The following is a 4,540-nucleotide window of genomic DNA, read 5'->3' as shown; positions in this document are numbered from 1 at the left end:
TTGGGGGGGGGGGGCCCGGGGGCGCTAGGGCGGGGCCCCCCGCGCGTCTCAGCCGTTCTTAACGGCCAGCTCGCCCAGCTCGGACCAGGTGTCCTGGGGGACCTTGGCGTTGACGATCCTCGGGGTCTCCACCAGGTAGGGCGGCAGCTCCTCCTGGGCGGTCTTGAAGTGCGCCGAGTTCACGTGCTCCACCGCCGCGTCGTCGTCCTTGAACGCCTCGACCAGCACGTACTCGTTCGCCACGTCCAGGCTGCGGGACCAGTCGTACCACAGGCACCCGGCCTCGGCGCGGGTCGCCTCGGTGAACGCCCGGCTGATCTCCGGCCAGTTGTCGGCGTGCTCGGGCTTGACCAGGAACTTGGCGGTGATGAAGATCATGACGCTCCCTCGGCGTTGGTCGCCTGAACGGTTCGGGCTCGGGTCGATCCTCGCACAGGCCGGGACGTCCGGCCCGCAGGTGGTTGACCGGTTACCGCGCACTGCCGCCGGTGCTCTCCCGCACCCGCAGCGCGAACGGCGCCCGCACCTCGCGCGGCTCGTCCGCCTCGCCCGCCACCCGCCTGCGCAGCAGCTCCACCGCCTCGCGCGCGATCGCGGCCTTGTCCGGTGCGACCGTGGTCAGCGACGGCAGGCTGAACGCGCCCTCCTCGGTGTTGTCGAACCCGACCACCGCCACGTCCTCGGGCACCCGCGCCCCACGCTCGGCCGCCGCCCGCAGCGCGCCGGTCGCCAGCAAATCGTTGAAGCAGAACACCGCGTCCGGCGGCTGCGGCAGCGCCAGCAGGGCCGCCATCGCCTCGGCGCCGTCGCGGCGGTGGTAGTTCGCCACCCGCGCCACCAGCTCCTCGCGCACCGGCAACCCGGCCTGAGCCAGCGCCTCCCGGTACCCGGCCAGCCGCTGCGCCGCCGTGCCGCGCGCCGGGTGCGCGCCGATCGCGGCGATCCTGGTGCGCCCCAACGACACCAGGTGCGCCACCGCCTCGCGCGCCGCCAGGACGTTGTTGATGCCCACCCGGTCCAGGCGCGCGTCCACCGAGTGCTCGCCCAGCAGCACCACCGGCACCGCCGGGTCGCCGAAGTCCGCCGCCGTCAGGGCCTCCGGGCTCACCAGCGCACCGTCCACCAGGTGCGGGCCGAGCGCGGCCAGGGTGGCGCGCTCGCCCTCCCGCGTGCCCTGGGTCTGCTCGATCAGCACGTTCCAGTCGTGCTCGCGCGCGGCCGTGAGCACCTGGCCCGCCAGCTCGCCGAAGTACGGGACGCCGAGCTCCGGCACCACCAGCGCGACGAACCCGGTGCGGCCCCTGCGCAGGTTCCGCGCGCCCAGGTTCGGCCGGTACCCGGTGGCGGCCAGCGCCTGCTCGACGCGGCGGCGGTTCTCCGGCTTCACGAAGCTGTGGCCGTTCACCACGTTCGACACCGTCTTGACCGAGACGCCCGCCAAGGTGGCGACGTCCTTGAGGGTTGTGGCCACCCGGCCCCCTTGTCGCTGGTGGGACGGCATCGGGTGGTGATCTTAGCGGGCGGTTCGGAGGGTTTACAACGTTGTGCCAACGATGTAAAAAGCGGGGGCGCAACCGTCCAGGGCGTTCTCCCGCCGCAGGCGCCTCCACCCGGCAGCTCCACCCCGCGCGTCCGCGTGCGCGGGTCCCTGCAAGCGAGTCCCCGGACCCACCGGAGTGTCCCCCATGCGCAGATCCCTGTCCCGCGCCCTCTTAGCCCCGCTGGCGGCCCTGCTGGTCGTCGGCTCGGCCGCCCCGGCGCTCGCCCAACCGGCCGCCTCGGCGCGGTCCGCCGACGCGAGCCCGTCCGCGGACGCGGTGTGGCAGCCCAAGCCCGCGCCGCTGACCACGCCGTGGACCAACCAGGTCTCGCCCACCAACGCCCTCCCGGAGTACCCGCGCCCGCAGCTCGTCCGGCCGGACTGGCAGAACCTCAACGGGGTGTGGGAGTTCGCGGGCGCCACGAACCTGGACGACCCGCCGATCGGCCGCCCGCTCGCCGAGGGCGTCCTGGTGCCCTACGCGATCGAGTCGGCGCTGTCCGGCATCAAGCGGCACGAGGACAGCATGTTCTACCGGCGGACCTTCACCGTCCCCGCGGGCTGGGACGGGCGGCGCGTGAAGCTCAACTTCGGCGCCGTCACCTGGGAGAGCCGGGTCTGGGTCAACGGGACCCAGGTCGGCACGCACACCGGCGGGTTCGACCCGTTCTCGTTCGACATCACCGGCGCGCTCCGCGGCGGCGCCAACGAGATCGTGGTCGGGGTCAACTCGCCGGTCGACGGGCAGCGCTACCCGATCGGCAAGCAGCGGCGGAACCCGAGCGGCATCTGGTACACGCCCGCGTCCGGGATCTGGCAGACCGTGTGGCTCGAACCCGTGGCCACCAACCACATCACGCGCCTGGACACCACGCCGGACGTGCCCGCCGGGGTGCTGGACCTGGTCGTGCAGGGCAGCGCGGGCAGGCAGGTGCAGGCCCAGGTGCTCAGCGGCGGCCAGGTCGTCGGCACGGCTTCCGGGACCGTGGGGCAGCACCTGCGGGTGCCGGTGCCGAACGCGCGGCTGTGGTCGCCGGACGACCCGTTCCTGTACGACCTGCGCGTCACCATGGCGGGCGGCGACGCGGTCACCGGGTACTTCGGGATGCGCTCGCTCGGCAAGGCCGTCATCGGCGGGGTCACCAGGCCGCTGCTGAACGGGGACTTCGTGTTCCAGCTCGGCACCCTGGACCAGGGCTACTGGCCGGACGGCGTCTACACCGCGCCCACCGACGCAGCGCTGCGGTCGGACCTGGAGCAGCAGAAGGCGTTGGGCTTCACCATGGTCCGCAAGCACATCAAGGTGGAACCGGCGCGCTGGTACTACTGGGCGGACAGGCTCGGGCTGATGGTGTGGCAGGACATGCCGTCGGTCGACTCGGTGGACGAGGCCCCGAACAGCCACGCCAACTACGAGTCCGAGCTGCGCCGGATGATCGAGCACCTCAAGGGGATCACGTCGATCGTGCAGTGGGTCCCGTTCAACGAGGGCTGGGGCGAGTACGACGCCGGGCGGATCACGGACCTGGTGCGGTCGCTGGACAACACCCGGTTGATCAACCACAACTCCGGGTCGAACTGCTGCGTCTCCGACCCCGATCCCGGCAACGGGGACGTGATCGACGACCACGCCTACCAGATGTCCTCCGGCACCCGGCAGCCCGACGGGCGGATCGCCGTGCTCGGCGAGTACGGCGGGCTCGGGCGGCGGATCACCGGGCACGAGTACCAGCCCGGCGAGGGCTTCGCCTACGGCGACCTCTACCCCGACGAGAACTCGTTGACCAGCCGGTACGTCACGATCACCGAGGAGGTCGGGCGGTTCGTGCAGACGCGCGGGCTGTCGGCGTCGGTGTACACCGAGCCGTACGACGTGGAGAACGAGGTCAACGGCTTCCACACCTACGACCGCCAGGTGCTGAAGGTGGACGCCGAGCGGGTCAGGGCGGTCAACCAGCGGGTCCTGGCGCGCGCCAGGGGGACCGAGGTCGGGCGGGACGAGCTGGTCTCGCTCAAGGTCGCCACCCCCGGCTTCACCACCCGCTTCCTGCGGCACCAGAACTCCCTGGCCCGCACCGACGTGCTCACCCCCGGCAGCGGCGAGGGCGCGACCAAGGACGCCACCTACCGGTTGCGCCCAGGGCTCGCCGACTCGGCCTGCTACTCGTTGGAATCGCGGAACTTCCCCGGCAGCTACCTGCGGCACTCGTCCTCGCGGGTGCGGCTGGACGCCAACGACGGCAGCGCGCTGTTCGCCGGGGACGCGACGTTCTGCGCCCGCGACGGCTGGGGCGCGACGGCGTTCGAGTCCAAGAACCTGCCGGGCCACTTCCTGCGGCACTACAACGAGGGCGTGTACGTGGCCCGCAGCGGCGGCCCGAACCCGTGGGACGGCGCGGCGAGCTTCACCCGGGACACCACCTGGAACGTCACGATCCCGCTGTGGCGCAGCGGGGTCGACCTGCCCGTCGACCAGGAGAGCTCGCTGCGTGTGACCACGCCAGGTTTCACCGACCGGTTCCTGCGGCACCGGGATAGCCTGGCCCGCACCGACGTGGTCGGCTCCGCGAGCGACGCGACCACCAAGGCCGACGCGACGTTCGTCGTGCGGCGCGGGCTGGCCGACCCGTCCTGCTACTCGTTCGAGTCGCGGAACCTGCCCGGCCGGTTCCTGCGGCACGCCTCGTACCGGCTGCGCCTGGACACCAACCCGAACACCGACCTCTTCCGCCGGGACGCCACGTTCTGCGCCCAGCCGGGGACCGGCGGCGCGCGGCTGGCCTCGGTGAACGAGCTGGGCGCGAACGTCCGGCACTACAACGCGGAGGTGTGGGCGGCCAGCGACGGCGGGGCCCACGCGTACGACAACCCGGTCTCGTACGCCCAGGACGCGAGCGGGAGCTTCGACGCGCCCTGGCCGCCCTGACCCGGTGCGGGGGCGGGGCGCGGGACCGTTCGGGTGCCGCGCCCCGCGTCCCACTTCGGTGCTCTGGACGGCTA

At 72.6% G+C, this 4,540-nt stretch carries 3 protein-coding genes; 1 reads left to right on the top strand and 2 read right to left on the bottom strand.

The features are described from left to right. Positions 1 to 48: 48 nt before the first annotated feature. Both ACTUAL_RS30070 and ACTUAL_RS30065 read right to left on the bottom strand, forming a co-directional pair. On the bottom strand, positions 49 to 378 hold the full coding sequence (locus tag ACTUAL_RS30070) for a putative quinol monooxygenase (RefSeq protein WP_096492415.1): 330 nt from the start codon (positions 376 to 378) through the stop codon (positions 49 to 51). Between the two features lie 91 nt (positions 379 to 469). Beyond that, positions 470 to 1,471, bottom strand: a complete 1,002-nt coding sequence (locus tag ACTUAL_RS30065; RefSeq protein WP_440902602.1) for a LacI family DNA-binding transcriptional regulator — start codon at positions 1,469 to 1,471, stop codon at positions 470 to 472. A 214-nt stretch (positions 1,472 to 1,685) separates the two neighbouring features. Here ACTUAL_RS30065 and ACTUAL_RS30060 point away from each other — a divergent pair, with 214 nt between their 5' ends. Then, positions 1,686 to 4,466, top strand: a complete 2,781-nt coding sequence (locus ACTUAL_RS30060; RefSeq protein ID WP_440902601.1) for an AbfB domain-containing protein — start codon at positions 1,686 to 1,688, stop codon at positions 4,464 to 4,466. Positions 4,467 to 4,540 lie beyond the last annotated feature (74 nt).

It is taken from the genome of Actinosynnema sp. (assembly GCF_052038725.1).
This window is presented reverse-complemented; position numbering and strand designations above follow the sequence as displayed.